This is a genomic window from Bifidobacterium thermophilum (genome assembly GCF_002846655.1).
GTDB classification, from domain to species: domain Bacteria; phylum Actinomycetota; class Actinomycetes; order Actinomycetales; family Bifidobacteriaceae; genus Bifidobacterium; species Bifidobacterium thermophilum.
Map to the genome: position 1 here is coordinate 75,386 of NZ_PCGX01000001.1, position 18,523 is coordinate 93,908.

The following is an 18,523-nucleotide window of genomic DNA, read 5'->3' on the forward strand; positions in this document are numbered from 1 at the left end:
TATCCACATTCGACAGGTGGTTGTGAAGTCTTAGCGCTGTAGGCCTGCATACACTTATCCACACTATCCACCGGAATTATTACGAAGGCTATTGTTCTCTTACGTATCATCATCGGCATCATCATGGCGCATGCTTCGCACGAATGATTCTGGCCGGAAAGTCCGGCTAGAATAGCCACAGAACACCAATCGAAACGAGGAAGCATGAAAGTCGAAGTGAACACGACCTCGCTTGCGGACGCTGTCGCATGGACCACGCGGGTCATCGATGCACGTCCAGCAAGCCCTATCCTTGCAGGCATCAAGCTGGAGGCCATTGACGGAACGCTCCAACTGTCTGCATTCAACTTTGAGATTTCGGCGCGCGATCACATCGAAGCTGGAGTCGATGAATCAGGCAGCACCGTGGTCCAGGGCAAGATTCTCGCGGACATTACCAGGTCGTTGCCTTCCGAGAAGACATATCTAGCCACTGAAAACTCGACGCTGATTATCACTTCGGGCAAGAGTAAGTTCACCATGCAGCTCATGCCGGAAAGCGAATATCCCGATCTACCGGTCGTTCCGCCGATTTTGGGTAAAGTTGACGGGGAAACCTTCCATCAGGCGGTGGATCAGGCGTGCGTGGCCGTTTCACGCGAAGAAACTCGGCCGGTACTGACCGGCGTATTCATGCAGTTCGAAGGCGACAAGGTCATCATGACCTCGACCGACCGGTTCCGTCTGTCCCGCGCGACGTTCACTTGGTCGCCGGAGAATCCGGATGTCTCGACCAACACCTTGCTGCGCGGTTCGCTGTTGCGCGACATCGCCAAAACGTTAAACGAAAGCCAAAACGTCACCATCAACTTCAGCCAGGACAACCCCTCACTCATCGGCTTTGAAAACGCCGGCCGGGTGTCCACTTCCCAACTGATTGATGGTGAGTTCCCTGCAATCGACAGGTTGTTCGCCGACGAATATCCGATTCAGGCGGTCATCGACAAACAGCAGCTGATCAACTCGATCAAGCGTGTCTCGCTGGTAGCAGAGCGCAACGCACCAATCCGCATGGCGTTCTCCGGTAGCGAGTTGACGCTGAGCGCCGGTGTCGCCGACGAAAATCAGGCGAGCGATGTGCTCGATGTCGATTTTGACGGCGATGACATCACCGTTGCATTCAATCCGTCCTATCTGATTGAGGGATTGAGCGCAATCGCCGAACCGTTCGTGCGCATGAAGATGACGACAGCGGTGAAGCCGGTTGAGTTCAACGGCCAGCAGGAGCAAGATTCCGACGAATCGATGGATTACCGGTATCTGCTGGTTCCGATGCGCTTCAGCAACTGAGTCTGGACTGGGTATCTGAGCCCCAATCAGGCAATCGCCGTCGGCAAGGTGGTGTGGATAACCCTGCCGACGGCGAAATCCTTGTCTGGGCGCGATCGTACTGAACGGCGAGGCGCTGCGGAATTCTTCCGCTGCCGTACCGCTATGGCGGTCGTCCACGGGAAACCCTCTCAAACACGGAATATGACAATTCGACAGTTATCCACAGGCTTTGGTGGCCAGCCAAAAGACCTAGAAAGGACAGGCGGCGATGAGCGTAATCGTCTCGCGACTGGCGCTCGACCATTTTCGGTCGTGGGACCATTGCATCATCGACCTGCCTGAGGGGGTCACGGTAATCCAAGGCGCCAACGGCATGGGCAAAACCAATCTGGTCGAAGCAATCGAAGTGTTGTCCACCGGGTCGAGCCACAGAACATCAAGCTCGCTTCCACTCGTCCAACGAGGATACGACTCGGCTACGGTCCGGGCTAATATCGTGGATACTAACGTCGCAGACGGCGAAGCGGCCGGGGCACAACCGCGGAATATCGCAGAATCAGCCAATACTGAATTGGCATCAGATTCCTCTGAATCGAGTTCGGAAGAGCAAAATGGAAAACTGAATTCTAATCAGGATTCACTTCAGAATTCATCCTCCGGCCATGGCGATGCGGCGCAACCAGACCGCAACACCCAAAATCGCGCCCCCTATACCACCATCGAGCTGACCATCCGCGCCCATGGGGCGAACCGGGCACGCATAGACGGCGGCGCCTCAATGTACATGCGCGACATTCTCGGTCGGATTCCCAGCGTCTCGTTTACGCCGGAAGACCAGCGCCTGGTGTCGGGCGACCCTGCGACCCGACGTGGATTCATCAACCAGGCAGGGACTCTGCTCATCCCTGGATACGACGAAGTCCACCAGACATGTGCCAAAATCGCCAGACAACGGGCCGCGCTGCTCAAACAGCTGGGAAAATCCTCCGTTCAGGACGGGCGATACAACGATCGGTACGGGCAGGGCGCCCCAAGCGATGCTGATGCCGGACAGGCTGCCGCGATGCAACCTGCGCTCAGCGGACTGGAGATCTGGACCGGGCAGTTCATCGAGTCAGGCGTTGAACTCACGCGTATGCGCAAGCGCCTCATCGACCAGCTCGCTCCCCTGTTCTCCCAGAACTACGATGCCTTGTCGGGAAGCAAACAGCACGCCTCGCTCGTCTATCTCCCCTCATTCGACGAGGTGCTGGAAGACGGTGAGCCGCATCAGCTGATCAGCCGGCATTTCCAACGAATCTATCCGGGCGAAGTGGCGCGCGGCCAGAATCTGATCGGTCCTCATCGCGACGACATGGCCATGACGTTGGATGGCGTGCCGGCCAAGGAATTCGCGTCCAACGGCGAAATGTGGACGATGGCGTTGGCGCTCAAAATGGCGCTTGCCGCCTTGGTTGAGCGGGCTACAGGTAACGCTCCGATGGTGATCCTCGACGATGTGTTCGCCCAGCTTGATGAGACGCGTCGGCGGCAGATCCTCGAATTCGCCGTCCGACGGGACCAAGTGCTGATCACCGCCGCCGCGGCCGCAGACGTGCCTGATTTGTCGCAGTATGGCACGCATGCACGGATCGTCGATATCGCCGCTCTCCGGCGTCAAAGCGACAATGCACAAGCCGGGCAGCTGCTGACGGACGAGACCGTCGCGCGAATCAAGGCCGCCCGGCAACAGGTCGACGCGGAAGGCGAGGCATCGGCATGAACAAGCCGGTCGCACGCATGCTCAAGCTTGATCCGAGAAAGCTGCCGGCGCAGGTGTTCCAACGCTATGCCGCGCGGGCGGGCATCATCCGCGACAGGCAAGAGCGCGAAGCAAAGGCCTGGGAGAGCTTCGGCAAACCGGGCAGAGACCCCAACACCCTCGGATCGTTGGTCATCCTGCTGGCGAAAAACGGCAACTGGACCCCGCATCTCAAGCTCGCCCAGCTGCGCAACCATTGGGATCAAGTGGTCGGCCCGCAGATCGCGCAGCACTCGGTGGTCGCCTCGTTCAATGATGGAATCCTCGTGATTCGGGCGGAATCCCCAGCATGGACCACGACGCTGACGTATATGATCCCGCAGTTGACCGATACGATCAAGGAACGTCTTGACGGGCTTGATATCTCCCAGATTCGCGTGACCGGGCCGCAGGCGCATCCATTCACCCGTGGCCGCTACGGCGGATACCGGCGATAGTATGGGATGGAGGGCTTAAAAACCGCGAAATATCGCGGAATGCCTTGTATTGCCCTCAGAGCCGCAAAGTCCCCCTTGATGTGTAGAATCACGTACAGTACTGTAAAACGCCTAGAAGGCCCCGTTATTTTCGTTCTAGGGTATATCGACCGTGTCGGCAGGGGCGCCGCGCGGTGTGCTGGAAGGAATTTGTGTGGCAGACGCTGAAGCTGATTCGCTGAACAATGCTGCGCCCGAGCAGGGCGGGGTACCATCGCAGACAGGTAATGAATCCAAGGCCGAACTCAACGACAAGGTCAACGACGCCATCGCCAACGACAAGCTCGAGAATGCCCAGCTTGACGATTCGCTGTCGCCGGACCATTACGACGCCAGTGATTTGCGCGTGCTGGAAGGGCTTGAGGCGGTGCGTATCCGCCCGGGCATGTACATCGGCTCGACCGGTCCGCGAGGCCTGCACCATCTGGTCTACGAAATCGTCGACAACTCAGTGGACGAGGCCTTGGCCGGTTTCGCCACCCATATCGAAGTGACCATTCTGCCGGACAACGGCATCCGCGTGGTGGACGACGGCCGAGGCATCCCGGTCGACATCGTGCCGGGCGAAGGTGTCTCCGGCGTTGAGACGGTTATGACCAAGCTGCATGCGGGTGGCAAGTTCGGCGGCGGCGGCTACGCGGTCTCCGGAGGTCTGCATGGCGTAGGCATCTCCGTGGTCAACGCGCTGTCCACGCGTATGGAGATCGAGGTGCGTCGTCAGGGCTTCCATTGGACCCAGACGTACATCGACCAGCATCCGACGGCACCGCTCGCCCAAGGCAAGCCCATGGAGGACGGCGAATCGACAGGCACCTCCGTGACCTTCTGGGCCGACCCGAAGATCTTCGAAACCACGGTCTACGATTTTGAGACCCTGCGTTCGCGCTTCCAGCAGATGGCCTTCCTTAACCGCGGCCTGCGCATCTCCCTGACCGACCTGCGTGAGATTGACCAGGCGGGCGACGAAGTGACCGGCGACGGCGACAACCCGGTCGAGGAACTCCATCGTTCCGTGACATACTGCTACGAGCACGGCATCAAGGATTACGTGGCCTATCTGGTCAAAACCCGCAAGACCAACCCGATCGAGGAGGAGGTCATCGATTTCGAGGCCGAAGACCTCAAAATCGGCATCTCCGCGGAAATCGCCATGCAATGGACGACCGCCTACTCCGAATCCGTGCACACCTTCGCCAACACCATCTCCACAACCGAAGGCGGCACCCATGAGGAGGGCTTCCGTGCGGCGCTCACCACGCTTGTCAACCGGTATGCGCGCGAGAAGAACATTCTCAAGGAGAAGGACGACAACCTCTCCGGCGATGACGTGCGCGAAGGCCTGACCGCCGTCGTGTCCGTCAAGCTCACCAACCCGCAGTTCGAAGGCCAGACCAAGACCAAGCTCGGCAACTCCGAAGCGAAGACCTTCGTACAGCGTGTGATGACCGACAAGCTCGGCGACTGGTTCGACGCACACCCTGCCGAGGCCAAAAGCATCATCCAGAAGGCGATCGAGGCCTCCCGCGCCCGTATCGCCGCGAAGAAGGCCCGCGAATCGACCCGGCGCAAGTCGATCTTCGAATCCGCCGGTATGCCGGACAAGCTCAAGGACTGCCAGTCCAACAATCCGGAGGAATGCGAGCTGTTCATCGTCGAGGGTGATTCCGCAGGTGGCTCCGCCATCCAGGGACGCAACCCGATTACCCAGGCGATCCTGCCGCTTCGAGGCAAGATCCTCAACACCGAGCGCGCATCCATCGACCGCATGCTCAAGTCCGACACCATCGAGTCGCTGATCACCGCGATCGGCGGCGGCTACGGCGAAGACTTCGACGTGAGCAAGGTGCGCTACCACAAAATCATCATCATGGCCGATGCCGATGTCGACGGCGCGCATATCGCCACGCTGAACCTGACGCTGTTCTTCCGCTACATGCGGCCGATGATCACCGCCGGGTACGTCTACGTGGCCATGCCGCCGCTGTACCGCATCAAGTGGACCAAGGGGCCGCACTCCTTCGTATATACGGACGCCGAACGCGACCGCGTGCTGCGCGAGGGCAAGGAGTCCGGTCGCCAGCTGCCGAAGGGCGAAGGTATTCAGCGCTACAAGGGTCTGGGCGAGATGACCTATCAGGAGCTGTGGGAAACCACCATGGACCCCGACCACCGTATTCTCAAGCAAATCCATATCGAGGACGCGGCACAGGCGGACGAGACCTTCTCCATGCTGATGGGTGACGAGGTCGAGCCCCGGCGCCTGTTCATCCAGCGCAACGCGCACGACGCACGATTCATCGACGCGTGACCGTACAACGCCGGAATCCGCGGTTTTCCAAGGATTCCGGCACGGAAACCAGCACACTTTATCACTAGCCGTGCATCAGGCTAGCCATCCGAAGAGGATGGACAAGAACACGAAGGATCTACCGTGGCAGACGAAAACAACACCAACACCCCGGAAGACGGCGGGTCGAGCAATGACGACCAGCTCAACGGGCTGGACAACAACCACGAGCCGTTGAGCCCGCAGGAAGCCGACAACACCGATTACGGCCTGATGAAAGGCCAGCGCGTCCAGCCGATTGATTTGCAGCAGGAAATGCGCGAATCCTACCTCGCCTACGCACTGTCCGTCATCGTGGAACGCGCGTTGCCGGACGTGCGTGACGGCATGAAGCCGGTCCACCGTCGCGTCATCTACGCGATGTACGACGGCGGATACCGCCCGGATCGCGGCTACAACAAGTGCTCCCGCGTCGTCGGCGACGTTATGGGTAAATACCACCCGCACGGCGACGCCGCCATCTACGACACGCTTGTGCGTATGGCCCAGCCGTGGTCCATGCGCTATCCGCTTGTGGACGGTCAGGGCAACTTCGGCTCCCCGGGCGACGACCCGGCGGCCGCCATGCGTTACACCGAATGCCGTATGGCCCCGCTTGCCATGGAAATGGTGCGCGACATCGACAAGGACACCGTCGATTTCGTGCCCAACTACGACGGCAAGACCCAAGAGCCGACCGTGCTCCCGAGCCGTTTCCCGAACCTGTTGGTCAACGGTTCCGCCGGCATCGCCGTCGGCATGGCCACCAACATCCCGCCGCACAACCTGCGCGAGGTGGCGGACGGCGTGCACTGGGCGCTCGATCACCCGGAAGCAAGCCGCGAGGAGCTGCTCAACGCGCTGATCGAACGAATCAAGGGGCCGGACTTCCCGACCGGCGCGACTATTCTCGGCCACAAGGGCATTGAACAGGCATACCGCACCGGCCGAGGCCTGATCACCATGCGTGCCGTGGTCAACACTGAGGAAATCAACGGGCGTATGTGCCTGGTGGTTACCGAACTGCCATATCAGGTCAACCCGGACCGTCTGGTCGTCTCCATCCGTGAGGCGGTGCGTGACGGCAAGATCCAAGGCATCGCCGACATGCGAGACGAGACTTCGGGCCGTACTGGCCAGCGTCTGGTGCTCGTACTCAAGCGCGATGCTGTCCCCAAGGTCGTGCTCAACAACCTGTACAAGCATTCCCAGCTGCAGCAGACCTTCGGCGCCAACATGCTCGCCCTGGTTGACGGTGTGCCGCGCACGCTCAGCCTGGATGCGTTCATCCGCCACTGGGTCTCCCACCAGCTCGACGTCGTCGAACGCCGTACCCGGTATTTGAAGCGTGAGGCCGAAGAGCGCGACCACATCCTGCAGGGCTATCTCAAGGCCCTCGATATGATCGACGAGGTCATCGCCCTCATCCGTTCCTCCAAGGACGTGGACACCGCCCGTGAAGGCCTCAAAGATCTGCTGGACGTCGATGATGTGCAGGCGGACGCGATCCTCGCGATGCAGCTGCGCCGTCTCGCCGCGCTCGAACGGCAGAAGATCCTCGACGAACACGAGGAATTGCAGCGCAAGATTGCCGATTACAACGACATTCTCGCCAAGCCGGAGCGCCAGCGTCAGATTGTGGGCGACGAGCTTGACGAAATCGTCGAGAAGTACGGTGACGAACGCCGCACCCGCATCCTGCCGTATTCGGGCGAGATGAACGTCGAAGACCTGATCGCTGAGGAAAACGTGGTCGTAACGGTCACCCATTCCGGCTTCATCAAGCGAACCAAGGCCGACGAATACCGTGCCCAGCACCGCGGCGGCAAGGGCATCAAGGGCGCCAAGCTGCGCGAGGACGACGTGGTCGACCACTTCTTCCTCACCAGCACGCACAACTGGCTGCTGTTCTTCACCAACAAGGGTCGCGTCTACCGGCTCAAGGCCTACGAGTTGCCCGAAGGGTCGAGGGATTCCAAGGGCCAGCATGTGGCCAACCTGCTGCAGTTCGCCCCCGACGAGACCATCCAGGCGGTGCTGTCGATTCCGAATTACGAGGTCGCCAAGTATCTGGTGCTTGCCACGCGGTCCGGCAAGGTCAAGAAAACCAGCCTCGCCGAATATGATTCGCCTCGCCAGGGCGGCCTGATTGCAGTGCGATTGGCCGCTGACCCCGAGACCGGGGAGCCGACCGATGAGCTGATCGGCGCCGCGCTGTGCAACCCGGAGGACGACATTATCCTCGTCTCCAAGCACGGTATGAGTCTCAAGTTCCGTGCGGACGACGAGCAGCTGCGTCCGATGGGTCGCCAGACCGCCGGCGTGCAGGGCATGAAGTTCCGTGACGGCGATGAACTGCTGTCCATGGACGTCATCTGGGGTGACAGCGACAAGGATCTGTTCGTGGTCACCAACGAGGGCTTCGCCAAGCGCACGGCCATCAGCGAATATCGTCTGCAAGGCCGTAACGGCTTCGGTGTCAAGGCCTTGCAACTGGCGGAAGGCCGCGGCTCACTTGTCGGTGCGCTCGTGGTCAGCGAAGACGACCAGGTCATGGCCATCATGAAGTCCGGCAAGGTCATCCGTTCGGATGTGTCCGAAGTCAAGCGGACCGGCCGAACCACGCAGGGCGTGACCTTCGCCAAACCCGACAAGGGCGACGAAATTCTCGCCATCGCGCGCAACGCCGAGAAGGATGACGACGACGAGAACGACCAGACCGATGCCGATCAGCATGATCAGCACGATCAGCACGCGGATGAGGCCACGGCCGCACAAGGCGCGCAGCAGTGAACTGGCGGCGGGCCGCGTCGAAATACCATGGCGCGGCCCGTCGGATAGTGTGCAGACCTTGCCATCAGAGCGGCAATCGTCCCCGAACACTGGTAGGTTCACTAATCAGGCGAAGGCAGTCGGAACGTCCAAGGAGAAACAATGAGCGAATACGTCGACGACGAGGGGCGCCGCGAACCACGCGTAGGCAGGACCGTCTCGAACCAGCCGATCAGTACCGGCAACGAGGCACCGATGCCGTCTGCGGCGCGTGCCGCAGCTGCGAACAAGCGTCGGCACCATACGCCGCGCGCACGGCGTATGAGCCTGTCCCTGACACGAGTGGACGCTTGGTCGGTGGCCAAGGTCACCTTCCTGCTCAGTGTGGCCGGAGGCATCATTCAGATTGTGGCGGCGGCGCTGTTGTGGCTGGTGCTGAACATGGCGGGCGTGTTCGACCAGGTCACGCAGATCGTCTCTTCGACAGGCCTTGATTCCAGCGGATTCAACCTCGCCGACGTGCTCTCGCTGAGCACGGTGCTGAGCACGGTGACCATCCTCGCCATCATCGGCGTGGTGCTGTTCACTCTGCTGGCGACGATTTTCGCGCTGCTGTATAACGTGGTCAGCTCGCTTGTCGGCGGCGTCCACGTGACTTTGGGTGACGACTGACAGCCATTCCCATATCCATGGTCTTTTCAGCCGATCAGGGGCGGTTCCGGTACTCCGGGCCGCCCCTGATCGTATATGCGGCCTAGGGTAATGCGGTCTTGGGGGCAATGGTTTGTCGGTTTGTCGGGCATTTCCGAGCCAAAGGTATTGTTGGAAACGTTCCGTCAAGTGATGTATGCGCTGGCATGCGTGACCGGGCGGAAGGCTCAGAGGGGTGATGGAATCCTTTGACATCTGTCGGGTTGTGTATGTCTGGGCATGCGTAATCGAATGGAGGGCGTAGAGAGATGACGGAGTCTTCTGGTATTTGCTGAGTCGCGTATGTCTGGGCATGCGTAGCATCGTGTCGGCGGCATATCCGGGCTGCTGGGCGCTTGTTTCCGGGGCTCGGCGTATGTCCTGGCATACGCAACTGACACCACCTTGGTGCCATGACGGCCCAGTTCGCGTTCGCGATGGCGGGGGAAAACACGGAACACAGATTCAATGACTGACACGCCCTACGACCACAAGCAAGATGCTAGCAGTGCGGTCACCTTGCATGGAATGTCCCTGACACGCCTACGGCCGCAACGTTCCTCGGAACACGTGATTGCTTAAACGGCTAGCGGGACATGCCGACGGCGAACGTCATCGTGCCCTGCGTAAGATGACCGAAGAGCAGGTCATACGAACAAGGAGGCTACCATGTCGAATACCGGACAGCCCCCAGTGTCCAGTATCCCGGATAATGCAGCTGCAACGGGCAACACCTCCGCGGCGGTGTTGTCGGACAGTGCATTGGCCACTCGAACGGCATCATCTCCGACGGCATCATCTTCGATGGAATCATCCTCGAAAGACCCGCAGGCCTCCTACTCCTACGTGGACCCGTGGAAGCCCGATTCCGTGCTCGAAGGGTATCAACAGGCCACCGTCCACCTCGGTGAGGACGCCGAGGGCGAGATTGTAGCAACCTTCGTGCGCAAGGACCCGTCGAAACTCACCTTGCAAGAACGGTGGCGGCGCTGGCATTTCAGCGTGCGCGGCCATCGTCTGGCCATCATGTACGTGCACGGGTGGAACGACTATTTCTACCGCCGGCACGCATCCGAATACTGGGAATCGCTGGGAATCCCCTTCTACGCCGTGGATTTGCGCAAATTCGGGCGATCCTACCGTCCCTACCAGACCCCCGGATATATCGAGGATTTGCACGAATATCGTCTGGAATTCAACGCCTTGCGTGACCAGATCGTCAAAGAGCAAGGCAAGGATGTCCGCATTCTGATGATCGCCCATTCCCAAGGCGGGCTGAGCGCTTCGTTGTGGGTCAACGCCGAACATCCTCACCATGTCGAGGCACTCGCGCTGAATTCCCCTTGGCTTGAATTGCAAGGCAACCGCATGTTCCGCTTGCTGTCCACGCCGGTCGTGCAGATGTATCGGCTGCGCGGCGGCAAAACCGTGATGCCGATGCGCGACCCGGGATTCTATGCCCGGTGCATCAAACGGTCGACCGGAGGCGAATGGGACTATCTTGACCACCCGCTCAATCCTGGTGTTGAATTTCTCACGCGGGCAGGCTGGATGCAGGCAATCTACAACGGGCAGGACGAGATTGCGAAGAATCTTGACATCCAGATCCCGGTCCTTGTATGTACTTCGGACAAGTCAATGATGCTGCAATCCACATGGGATGAAGGTATGCGCGAAGCCACAGTGTGCTGGACATTACTGCAATCCGTCAGGCAGCGCTGCATCTGGGCGATGTGGTCGCGCTGGCGACGATTCGTGGCGGTTTGCATGATTTGAGCATGTCCAAGCCGGATGCGCGGCGCAAGTATTTCCGCATCGTCACCATGTGGGCGTCGATGATGGCGTGGCGGCGTGTCATTCCCACCAAATGGGTGGATGAAGCCTTGGCGAAACTCTGATTTTTCACCGGATGCATCTGTCGGCATGCTCTCAGGAATCGCCGTGCCGCTTGGAAGATATCCCCCAGCCCTTGCGCTAGTGTTGTTGCACGATGAGTATCGTAACCCTGTACGCCAAGACCTTCGGCACACCGCTGCTGATTGCGCTGCTGCTCTGGCCGTTCATTTCAGCGTTCCTGACCCTGCCGATTCTGGCGCTGCTCTACCATCACGAGCACCGTCTGCGGCTTGCCTCGACCATCGGCTCGTATCTGAGCGTGCTGTACGTGGCCGGTCTGCTCACCTTCACGCAGTACCCGATGCCGGACGAACCGGACCGGTATTGCGCCACACATCATCTTTCGCCGCAGCTCAACCCGCTTGAATTCATTCAGGACGTCGCCACCGGCGGAGTATCGGCGGTGATGCAGCTGCTGCTCAACATCGTGCTGTTCATGCCGCTCGGATTCCTGCTTATGCGGTTCCTGCGGCGCAATATCGGCCATACCGTCATCGTCGGTTTTCTGCTGTCACTGGCAATCGAATTGACGCAGCTGAGTGGATTTTGGGGTATCTACCCGTGCTCGTATCGGCAATTCGATGTCGATGACCTGCTGACCAATACCTTGGGCGCTCTCGTCGGGTACGGCATCGCGAAGCTGTGCGACCGGCGGTGGCCGCCAAAACCGGTTGACCGTGCGGAAATCAACCACCGGCCCGGCATTGTGCACCGCGGGGTGACTTTCGCAATCGATATGATCATGGTGATCTTGGGATACTACCCGTTGGGCATTATTGTCGTCTGGCTGTTCCACGCCATCGCCAAGCCGCTGCCCGACGGGACGTTCCAGCTGGCAAGTGCCGTCATCCACGTCGAATCGTTGAACACCATAGTCACCGTGCTCGGCATGGCATCATTCCTGATATTCGAATTGTGGATTCCGGCGACGCACCGCGGGCAGACACTCGGAGGCATGTTCACCCACATGAGTATGGAAACCCGTGAACGCCACGGATGGCAACGGGTATTGTTCTATACGATCCGTACAACGATTATCGGCGGATGGTTCCTGCTCACGCTGCTGCAGAAGGACACACACAGTGGGTTGCTGATCATCGCGGTCGCGGTGTTCGCGCTGATATTCAAGCAGATGCCTTGGGATTATGTTCCGGGTGATGCCGAATCGGAGCGCGCGGATGCCGATGGCGTCGGTGATGCCGAAGATGCTGGTGATGCTGACGGCGCTACTGTCACTGCTCTTACTGAGAACGCCGTCAACGCACCGGCGTCGCCCCTATCCCAGAACTGGCAGTAGCGAAATCAGCGCAATAGCGGGCAAAATCGGCGATTCCCAGACAGGAACCGAATGAAAATCCCCGCTGTCTGTTGTGTCAGACGACCTGCCGGCGCAGACAGACAGCGGGGAACGTGTCAGAAGATGCCCTGTGCGACCATGGCGTTTGCGACCTTGACGAAGCCGGCGGCGTTCGCGCCCAGCATCAGGTCGCCCTCACGGCCGTATTCCTTCGCGGCGTCCAGGGAGTTCGCCACGATATCCTCCATAATCTGCTTGAGCTTGGCATCGACTTCGTCGAAGGTCCAGCTCAGCCGATACGAGTTCTGACTCATCTCCAAGCCGGAAACAGCCACACCGCCCGCATTGGCGGCCTTTGCAGGGCCGTACAGCAGCTTCGCGCCCTGATACACGGCGATCGCCTCCGGCGTGCTGGGCATGTTCGCGCCTTCGCACACAACCGTGCAGCCGTTGTCCACCAACGTGCGGGCAGATTCGCCGTCAATCTCGTTCTGCGTGGCGCACGGCAGCGCGATATCGCACGGGACGGTCCACACGTCACGGCAGCCCTCATGGTATTCGGAACCGGGCACGCGCTCGGCGTATTCCTTGATACGGCCGCGGTGACCGAGTTTGATGTCCTTGACCACATCGAGGTCAATGCCCTTGGGGTCGTAGACATAGCCGTTGGAATCGGAACAGGTGACGACCTTCGCGCCCAGACGCTGCGCCTTCTCGATCGCGAAGATCGCGACATTGCCGGAACCAGAGACGACCACGGTCTTGCCCTGGAAGGAATCGTTGCGCAGCACGCGCAGCGCCTCCTGCGTGTAGTAGCACAGGCCGTAGCCGGTCGCTTCGGTGCGTGCCAGCGAACCGCCGAATTCCAAGCCCTTGCCGGTGAGCACGCCGGAATATTCGTCGCGGATGCGCTTGTACTGGCCGAACAGATAGCCGATTTCGCGAGCACCGACATTGATATCGCCTGCCGGAACATCAGTGAACTGGCCGATATGACGCTGCAGCTCGGTCATGAACGCCTGACAGAAGCGCATCACCTCGCCATCGGAACGGCCCTTCGGATCGAAATCGGAACCGCCCTTGCCGCCGCCCATCGGCAGGCCGGTCAAGGAGTTCTTAAGAATCTGCTCGAAGCCGAGGAACTTGATGACGGACTCGTTGACCGTCGGGTGGAAGCGCAGGCCGCCCTTGTACGGGCCAATTGCGGAGTTGAACTGCACGCGGTAGCCGCGGTTCACCTGGACACGGCCTTCATCATCCATCCATGCAACGCGGAACTTCACTACACGCTCCGGCTCGACGAACCGTTCCAGCACACCGTTGCGCTCATATTCCGGATGCTTGGCGACAACCGGCTCCAGGCTTTCGAACACCTCTCGAACGGCCTGCAGGAACTCAGGCTGGTCGCCGTCGCGGCGTTCCACTTGCGCATACACGCGCTTGACATACTCTTCAGTGAGCATAGCTCTCCCCTCATTGGTCGGGTTATTGATAAGACGGTTTTATTCTAAGCGCGGGTGCATGGGCCGGCAAGACCGCGGATGCTGTTTTCCGCCCCTTGGACAGGCGGCAGACGACGATTCCGGCGTGGCTACAAGGCAAATCGGGATTTCTCAGGCGTGTCGCGATGTCGATTCATGGATACCGGACGGTACGATACCAAGCAGAGCTGTTTTAGCCCCACGTCGACTGCATCTTCCTTGGCGGACGCCGACGGCGTGTCACCTGTCGAATAGGCATGTTCAACGCCTGTCGACGGACAATCACCAATAGTTGGTCAGTATGGCCATCAATCGACAATCACAATCAGCAATCATATGAATCGAGAACAAGAATGATAGACGGATTCAAGAAATTCATCGCACGCGGCAACATGATCGACATGGCTGTCGGCGTGGTGATGGGCGCCGCGGTCACCGCTGTGGTGAATTCCATTGTGAACAACCTAATCAACCCGCTCATCGCCATGATCTTTGGCAAGCCGAATATGGACGGGCTGCTCGCGTTCACCTTCAATGGCGCGACCGTGTCCTTCGGCGCGATTCTCAGCGCGGTACTGAACTTCCTGATTGTGGCGGCGGCTGTGTACTTCTGCATTCTGGTGCCGATCAATAAGCTGCGGGATATGTCCGAGGCATTGATTGCCAAGGCCAAGGGTGAGGAAGACGCCAAGGCCAAGGAAGAGCAGGAAAAGAAGCTGAGCAGCGAGGAAGAGACCGTGCTGTTGCTGCGCGAAATCCGCGACCAGCTTGCCAAGCAGGGTGGCGACAACACCTCTGACATGCCATCTGGCGTGCGCTGACACCCGAGACCTGAGACCTGACTTTCCCAAACTGGTTACGCTTGCGTGCCCGCTTGCGTAGCTGGTTTGTGGGGGTAGGCAGCAGGTGTACTGGAACTGTCGCCCCCGCCTGCTTCTGCCGACGCTGAGAGCCTTGTCAGCGTCGGCAGAAGGTGGGGATTCGATAGGCGGCGGTTGTGCGTAGCTAGTTTCTGGGATGGAAGACGTGGGAAAGATGATAAACCCCCGGAACTCTGCCGAATTCAGGGTTCCGGGGGTTTGCTGTGGAGCTAGCCGGGTTCGAACCGGCGACCCTCTGCTTGCAAAGCAGATGCGCTACCAGCTGCGCTATAGCCCCATGTGAAAAAAAGAGCGGCCCACGAGCCGCTTGATTTTTCGACGTGGGCCCGGGAGGACTTGAACCTCCGACCTCATCCTTATCAGGGATGCGCTCTAACCACCTGAGCTACGGGCCCGATCCGTACGCTAAAAGCGCACAAGCAGATATAGTACCATATTTGAGACTTCCGTCAACCCATGGGTATCCGGCGTGTCGTTGTGTGCGGAATGCGGTACCGCTCGCACTTCTTCGGTGTCGACTACGCTGATGGGCATGTGTGGACGATTCGCCGCGGAGCTTGATTACCCAGAGATTGCGCAGATACTGCACGCGCAACCATCCGCCGGATTGCCCGGGAAATCATGGAATGTCAGCCCCACGCAGACCATCGCCGTCATCGGGCAGGACGCGCATGGGGTCAATCATCTCGCATCCGCCTACTGGTCACTCATTCCGCCCACCGCCGAATCGAAGAAACTCCCCTATCCCACGTTCAACGCCCGCATTGAATCAGCGCTCGATAGGCCGACCTTCGCGCAGGCCGCGCGGCATAATCGCGCGATCATCCCCGTATCCGGCTACTACGAGTGGACGGCGGAACGCAAACCCTACTACTTCCACGCCAAAGACAATCGGCCGTTGCTACTGCTGGGGCTATACTCCTGGTGGCTGTCACGGGAACGGGCGAATGCCACTTGGCTGCTCACCGCAACCATTTTGACACGTGACTCGGTCGGTATCGCCGCCCAGGTCCACGACCGGATGCCGGTGCTCTGCGATCCGCAACACGCACAGGAATGGCTCGATCGCAGCGTTTCCGGAGACAAGATTCTCCCAGAGGCGTCCGCGTATGGGGCTCGGCTGTCGCAGTCATTGCTCGCAAGTCACGAGGTCGCGCCATTGCATGGCGATGGGCCGGAACTCACCGAGCCGTATGATGAGATGATGCTGCGCTTCTGATAGCCGGGCCATAGCGTCCACCGGCTCTGTGGCTGCATACAGGGAACAGAAAGGACCATGCCGTGACCTACCGACGCCGCACATCAAGACGCGTCACTTCGACGGACATCATCGATATCGGCGGGATGACGGTCACGGTAATCCGCAAGCCGATTCGCAACATGTATCTGCGCGTTCAGCCGCCGAACGGCGACATCCGGGTGACGGCGCCCACACGGATATCCACGGAGGCCGTCGAGACGTTCGTCAGCACGCGCAAGACGTGGATTCGCGCCCAGCAACGCAAAATCCAGCGGATGCAGCGCGATACGATGCGGCTTGTCTGTGGGGCGACGGGCGAGGAACACCCGGAAGGCCAATCGCAGCACCTGAACGATCAAACGGGAAGACAACCAAGCGTGGGTGAGCAGGATTCATCCGGAATCGGTAGTCGCGATACCGGCAACCGCAACATCGGTAGCCGTGACTCCGTGACCGTGTGGACTGCCGATGTACAGCGACGTGCCCGCCAATCGCTCGAATGGCAGCTCCCGGCGCTGCTGGACCATTGGACGCGTGTGATTGGGCGCTCGCCGACACGGATCACTTTTCGCATCATGCGGTCGCGATGGGGATCATGTACCCCGGCGACAGGGCGGATTCGGCTCAATCTTCAGTTGGGACTCATGGAACCACGGTTCCTTGAGTATGTGCTGGTTCATGAGATGACCCATCTGTGGGTGGGCGGCCACGGGCCACGGTTCCAGCAGTTGATGGACCGGTTCCTGCCTGACTGGCGCGATCTGCGCCGTGAACTCAACCGTTACGCCGTGCTGTGATGTCGGCGATTGCCTGAGGTGGTGTTCTCCGGACCGGTCGCTCTCGAAATGATCAGTGGGCCGCCGTATCGCTGTCGTGCGATTCGCCGGTCTCCGACGCGGCCTTTCCGCTATCTGCGATATCCACATGGCCGGGCGAGCCGCTTTTGCGTACGTCGATGGTCTCAATCCGCCGCCCGTCGACTTTTGTGACGATCATGTCGTAGCCATCATCGGAGTGCAGAACATCACCCACAGCGCCCATTTTCCCGGTGTGCGCGAGGAAATACCCGGCGACCGTCTCATACGGGCCGTCTTCAAGTTCGATACCGGTCAGATCGGCGAAATCCTCAATGGTCATTCCGCCGTCGATCGTCGCCACGCCGTTGACAAACGCGGTGTCCGGCGCGGTCTTGCCGTCCTTGGTTTCCGGCAGATCATATTCATCGTGGATATCGCCGACCAGCTCCTCGGTCATATCCTCGAGGGTCACGATGCCGTCCGTACCGCCGTATTCATCAATGACCACAGCGAGGTGGATACCGCTCTTGCGCAGCAGCTCAAGGCTGGGCAGCAGCTTCGACGTACCCGGCAGAGAGATGCCTTCACGGGTGATATCCGCCACGGTTTTCGCATGCGGGTCGCGCACATCCAGCAGGTCGCGCACGTGCACGAAGCCAAGCACGTCGTCGAAATCCTTGCCGGTGACCGGGTAACGCGAATATGGCATTTCGCGCACGTAGGCGGCGGCATCCTCGATGGTCATATCGCCCTCGAGGAAGATGACATCGGCGCGCGGCCGCATCACCTCGGCCACAATCGTTTCGGAGGCATCGAACACATCGTCCAGGATTGTGCGCTCGTCCTTGCCAAGCCGCGTATTGGTGTTGACCAACACGCGCAGCTCCTCATCGGAAACCTCGCTTTCCGTCTCGTTTGGGTCGAAGCCAAGCAGACGGACCAGACCGTTGGTGTTCTTGCCAATCAACCAGATAATCGGCTTGCAGATCTTGGCGAACACGTCAATCGCCGGCACGACCGCGCGGGCGATCTGCTCAGTGCGTTGCATGGCGATGCGTTTCGGCACCATTTCAGAGATGACGATCGAGCAGTACGAAATAATCAGCGTCAACACGATAGTGGTCACCGGAGCGGCGATATGTTGCGGAATGCCCCAGCTGACCACGACAGGCACAATCATCGGGGAAATCGCCGATTCGCCGAACGATGCCGACAGAAATCCAGATAGGGTGACGCCGAGCTGCACAGTGGACAGGAAGGTGTTCGGGTCGCGTGCGATGCGTGCGACCCGTGCTCCTCGCGCGTCTTCCTGCTCCATCTGGTCGAGCTGCGAACCGCGCAGACTCACCAGCGCCAGCTCTGTGCCGGAAAACACCGATCCGAGCACGAGAAACACAAAGATCAGCAGGACATTCAACCACAGTGACGACATGCCTTCCACTCTAGAAGAAGCGTCGGTCAAGCGGCAATCCTGCCGCGTGACCGACGCTGACGAGTGGGAATGCCGCGGCAATCCAGGCGGTCGGCGTGGAGCTTGAATCCGGAATCACGGGGT

13 protein-coding genes and 2 tRNA genes are annotated in these 18,523 nt (G+C 59.7%); 11 read left to right on the forward strand and 4 right to left on the reverse strand.

The window, feature by feature from the left end; translation table 11 throughout:
• Positions 1 to 204 precede the first annotated feature (204 nt).
• The 8 genes from dnaN (at position 205) to CQR48_RS00300 (ending at position 12,569) form a co-directional block, all read left to right on the forward strand.
• A complete protein-coding gene (gene dnaN / locus CQR48_RS00265) occupies positions 205 to 1,329 on the forward strand; it encodes a DNA polymerase III subunit beta (protein WP_015449536.1) in 1,125 nt (374 codons plus the stop codon).
• Between the two features lie 250 nt (positions 1,330 to 1,579).
• The gene (locus tag CQR48_RS00270; RefSeq protein WP_026650580.1) at positions 1,580 to 3,073 is read left to right on the forward strand and encodes a DNA replication/repair protein RecF; all 1,494 of its coding nucleotides are present in this window, start codon (positions 1,580 to 1,582) and stop codon (positions 3,071 to 3,073) included.
• Positions 3,070 to 3,549, forward strand: coding sequence for a DciA family protein (locus tag CQR48_RS00275; RefSeq protein WP_101451573.1), 480 nt, complete (start codon positions 3,070 to 3,072; stop codon positions 3,547 to 3,549). The genes CQR48_RS00270 and CQR48_RS00275 overlap by 4 nt, the downstream gene beginning before the upstream one ends.
• Before the next feature lie 307 nt (positions 3,550 to 3,856).
• Positions 3,857 to 5,896, forward strand: coding sequence for a DNA topoisomerase (ATP-hydrolyzing) subunit B (gene gyrB, locus CQR48_RS00280; RefSeq protein ID WP_026650581.1), 2,040 nt, complete (start codon positions 3,857 to 3,859; stop codon positions 5,894 to 5,896).
• Positions 5,897 to 6,019: 123 nt separating this feature from the next.
• A complete protein-coding gene (gene gyrA, locus CQR48_RS00285) occupies positions 6,020 to 8,707 on the forward strand; it encodes a DNA gyrase subunit A (protein ID WP_101451574.1) in 2,688 nt (895 codons plus the stop codon).
• Between the two features lie 141 nt (positions 8,708 to 8,848).
• Complete coding sequence (locus CQR48_RS00290; RefSeq protein WP_015449541.1) at positions 8,849 to 9,358, forward strand: DUF3566 domain-containing protein; 510 nt, start codon at positions 8,849 to 8,851, stop codon at positions 9,356 to 9,358.
• Between the two features lie 687 nt (positions 9,359 to 10,045).
• Positions 10,046 to 11,152: an alpha/beta hydrolase gene (locus CQR48_RS00295; protein ID WP_244898854.1), complete on the forward strand. Its 1,107-nt coding sequence runs from the start codon at positions 10,046 to 10,048 to the stop codon at positions 11,150 to 11,152.
• Between the two features lie 214 nt (positions 11,153 to 11,366).
• Entirely contained in the window at positions 11,367 to 12,569 is a 1,203-nt protein-coding gene (locus CQR48_RS00300; protein ID WP_101451575.1) for a VanZ family protein, read from the forward strand.
• 116 nt (positions 12,570 to 12,685) lie between these two features.
• Here CQR48_RS00300 and gdhA read toward each other — a convergent pair whose 3' ends face one another.
• On the reverse strand, positions 12,686 to 14,032 hold the full coding sequence (gene gdhA / locus CQR48_RS00305; protein WP_101451576.1) for an NADP-specific glutamate dehydrogenase: 1,347 nt from the start codon (positions 14,030 to 14,032) through the stop codon (positions 12,686 to 12,688).
• 371 nt (positions 14,033 to 14,403) lie between these two features.
• On the opposite strand from gdhA, the gene mscL reads away from it, so the two are divergent.
• Positions 14,404 to 14,871: a large conductance mechanosensitive channel protein MscL gene (gene mscL / locus CQR48_RS00310; RefSeq protein ID WP_015449545.1), complete on the forward strand. Its 468-nt coding sequence runs from the start codon at positions 14,404 to 14,406 to the stop codon at positions 14,869 to 14,871.
• Positions 14,872 to 15,135: 264 nt separating this feature from the next.
• On the opposite strand, the gene CQR48_RS00315 is transcribed toward mscL, so the two are convergent.
• Together CQR48_RS00315 and CQR48_RS00320 are read right to left on the reverse strand one after the other, a co-directional pair.
• Positions 15,136 to 15,208 (reverse strand) — tRNA-Ala (locus CQR48_RS00315).
• A gap of 44 nt (positions 15,209 to 15,252) precedes the next feature.
• Positions 15,253 to 15,326: transfer RNA gene (locus tag CQR48_RS00320), tRNA-Ile, on the reverse strand.
• Positions 15,327 to 15,463: 137 nt separating this feature from the next.
• Here CQR48_RS00320 and CQR48_RS00325 point away from each other — a divergent pair.
• Both CQR48_RS00325 and CQR48_RS00330 read left to right on the forward strand, forming a co-directional pair.
• Positions 15,464 to 16,150 (forward strand): SOS response-associated peptidase, encoded by a 687-nt coding sequence (locus tag CQR48_RS00325; protein WP_026650582.1) that lies wholly within the window; start codon positions 15,464 to 15,466, stop codon positions 16,148 to 16,150.
• Between the two features lie 125 nt (positions 16,151 to 16,275).
• Positions 16,276 to 16,968, forward strand: coding sequence for a M48 family metallopeptidase (locus CQR48_RS00330; protein ID WP_484785001.1), 693 nt, complete (start codon positions 16,276 to 16,278; stop codon positions 16,966 to 16,968).
• 52 nt (positions 16,969 to 17,020) lie between these two features.
• Here the strand turns inward: CQR48_RS00330 and CQR48_RS00335 are convergent, their stop codons facing one another.
• Positions 17,021 to 18,400: a hemolysin family protein gene (locus tag CQR48_RS00335; protein WP_101451578.1), complete on the reverse strand. Its 1,380-nt coding sequence runs from the start codon at positions 18,398 to 18,400 to the stop codon at positions 17,021 to 17,023.
• Between the last annotated feature and the right edge of the window lie 123 nt (positions 18,401 to 18,523).